The 3,008-nt window shown below is 58.9% G+C and carries 3 protein-coding genes; all 3 read right to left on the reverse strand.

Going from position 1 to position 3,008, the window contains the following annotated elements; all coding sequences use genetic code 11:
• A partial coding sequence (locus tag CEK66_RS20690; RefSeq protein WP_226978662.1) for a hypothetical protein occupies window positions 1-181 on the reverse strand: 181 nt, incomplete at its 3' end.
• A gap of 160 nt (window positions 182-341) precedes the next feature.
• The gene (locus CEK66_RS17485) at window positions 342-1,214 is read right to left on the reverse strand and encodes a sel1 repeat family protein (protein ID WP_152237762.1); all 873 of its coding nucleotides are present in this window, start codon (window positions 1,212-1,214) and stop codon (window positions 342-344) included.
• 286 nt (window positions 1,215-1,500) lie between these two features.
• Window positions 1,501-3,008: APC family permease (locus CEK66_RS17490; protein WP_152237763.1), on the reverse strand; the 1,508-nt coding region annotated here is incomplete at its 5' end.

Consider the following 3,008-nt stretch of genomic DNA (forward strand, 5'->3'; position numbering starts at 1 on the left):
CGCCACCACCGCCAGACTGCTGCTGCGTCCGGTTGCTTCCAACGTAGCTGTCGCTATCTGTCTTTGTATAGACGGCGCAATAACTAGTGTTGCAAACAATAATGGAATATCCCGAGAAAATGGCGTGCTCGTAATTTGATTCAAAATTTGCAAGAAATGTTTTGGTGATCGCATCCGGCATGGGTGAGCCTATATTGCACCCAGTGCACATGTATGGTCCTAGTGTCTGCGGAGCTACGCCGAAAGCGTTCCAAGATGCGAATCCAGTTGCAATAACAAACGCCAAGCCGATAGTGAAAAAAAGACTTTGCTTCCTGCATCTGTCAATCATGTCGTATCCATTAATGGCTGTTACAGCAGTTTTTGATTATCTCTTGGGAGATTTGACGTGCCGACTGCTGCTGAGCGGCTGTCAACTTAATCTGAAGTTGAGCAACTAGCTGCGATGATTGTGCATTTGGGAAAACTTGATTGGCAGCGTTGTAATAAGCAAAGCTCATTACTGGGTCCGCGGGTGTTATTATCCCTGCGGAATAGGCGTTGCCTAGTGAGAGCAGTGCGTCTACGCTTCCAAGTCGCGAAGCCGATTGTAGATAAGAAAGGGAATTTGCTTTCCATTCTGAGGCCAGGTCTGAGTTTTTTAAATAATCTCTCTGCGGACCAATAACGGACTCGGGGGAGGCTGCGTAGTAGAGTCTCGCTTCTATAGAACCCTGTTGTGCTGCTTTCTGCAGCCATGCCGTTTCGTAATATCCAGAGTCAGAGGCAAGTGCGGCGCAATCATTAAGATTTCTCTCGATCCCTGCCAAATACTCGCGGCCCACCCCCGCTTTTTTCATGGCTTCCAACGCATTCATGCTCTTTGCGTCTAAAGCGTCCTTGCATTCTTGCACTGCGAGAAATATTGAGTACGTGGCAACGGCATCCCCTTGATCCGACTTGACTTTAAGAGAGCGGACGTAACTAAGTACATCACCAGCGGGGCGGCCAGAAGATAAGCGATTTATGACGAACGCGCGTTCACCAACCGGCGTGACGACTGATCTGTCTATCACGGTAAAAGGAACTGAAATGGGATAAGGATTTTTTTTATTTTTCGTTTCTGCGTCTTTATTTGTTGGTCGCGTGTTAGCTTGATTTAGGCCTGGGTTTGTGTGGATAGTAATACTAATTGCGAGCGCTGCGCATGCGAGGAGGCAAGCGGTGATGATCAAAATTTGCCTTCTGCTACTCATAATCAGTACCTTCCTTAGCGACACAAACTCGACTATACAGATAATTGTTAGATTTACATCAACAATGGCCCGTATTTTTTAAGGTTGCAGTAGGTCCATACATTGACCGAACTCCCCACACAGCACCAAAGGAACGTCGGCTGTAAAGAATTGTAACTGCACTGTAACCGCGCTGGTACTTATGTGGGCATACAAGTGGTGCCACACAGCGCAGCTTACGCCACGTCGCCCAGTAGTGCGCTTGCTATTTGCATGCCGCCGCGGCTCAGCCGCCGCTGGCCTGCTGCAGCGAGGGGGTGCGCCAGCCGGCACGCACGCCCCAGAAGTAGAAGCCCAGCGCGACCACGCCGACCACCACCAGGTCCGGCCCGTAGGACAGGTAACCGTGGCCGCCGAAGGTGGTGCTGCCGGCCCACGACAGCAGGGCGATGGTCGGCAGGTAGGCGATCAGCCAGCTGGCGCCGCGCAGGTGCCGACGGAAATCCTTCCAGCCGTCGCGCTGCTGGTAGTAGGCGTACACCGGCAGGGCCACCAGCATCAGCAGGATGATCTCGCCGGTCAGCGGCCAGCGCGCCCAGTACAGCAGTTCGGTGGCCAGCACGAAGGCGGCGGCGGCCAGCACCGGCAGGCCGGCGATGCGCAGCGGGCGGTGCATCTCCGGCGCGTGCTTGCGCAGCGCCATCGCGCTGATCGGGCCGGTCAGGTAGGAAATGATCGTCGCCACCGAGATCACCGCCGCCAGCGTGCCCCAGCCGCGGAAGAAGAACAGGAACAGGTAGGACACCAGCAGGTTGAAGAACATCGCCGGGCGCGGCACGCCCCAGGTCGGATGGATCCGGCCCAGCACCTTGGGCATGGTGCCGTTGCGCTCCATGCCGTAGATCATCCGCGCGGTGGTGGCGGTGTAGGTGATGCCGGTGCCGCTGGGGCTGACGAAGGCGTCCACGTACAGCAGCATCGCCAGCCAGTGCAGGTTGACGATGATCGCCAGCTGCGCGAACGGCGAGCGGAAGTCGATGCCGTGCCAGCCGGCCTTGGCCAGCAGGTCCGGCGGAACCGCGCCCAGGTAGGCGACCTGCAGCAGCACGTAGACCACCGTGGCCAGCGCGATCGAGCCGAGCACGGCGAACGGGATGCTGCGCCCGGGATTGCGCGCCTCGCCGGCCAGGTTCACCGGACTCTGGAAGCCGTTGAAGCTGAACACGATGCCGGCGGTGGCCACCGCGGTGAGCACCGCGGCGAAGTCGATGGTGTGGCTGCCGCCGTGCAGGCCGACGCTGAAGTTCTCGCTGTGGAAGCCGCTGGCGATCAGCGCCACGCCGGTCAGCGCCGGCACCACCAGCTTGAACACGGTGATCAGGCTGTTGGAGCGCGCGAACAGCTTGACGCTCCAGAAGTTCAGCAGGAAATACACCAGCACCAGCACCGCGGCGATGCACAGGCCGGGCACCGACAGCTCGCCGGCGCCGCCGGGCTGCTGCACGTACAGGTCCTGCGCCCACTGCCACGGCCAGGACGCCATGTACTGCACCGAGGCCTCGGCCTCCACCGGGATCACCGACACGATCGCGATCCAGTTGGCCCAGCCGGCGATGAAGCCGACCAGCGAACCGTGCGAATAGTGGCTGTAGCGGACCATGCCGCCGGACTCGGGGAACATCGCGCCCAGCTCGGCATAGGCCAGGGCGATGGTGGTGACGATCGCCGCGCCCAGCACCCAGGCCCAGATCGCACCGGGGCCGGCCAGCCCGGCGGCGCGCCAGGCGCCGAACA

The sequence above is a fragment of the Xanthomonas sp. LMG 12460 genome (genome assembly GCF_009192895.1).
GTDB lineage: Bacteria > Pseudomonadota > Gammaproteobacteria > Xanthomonadales > Xanthomonadaceae > Xanthomonas_A > Xanthomonas_A sontii.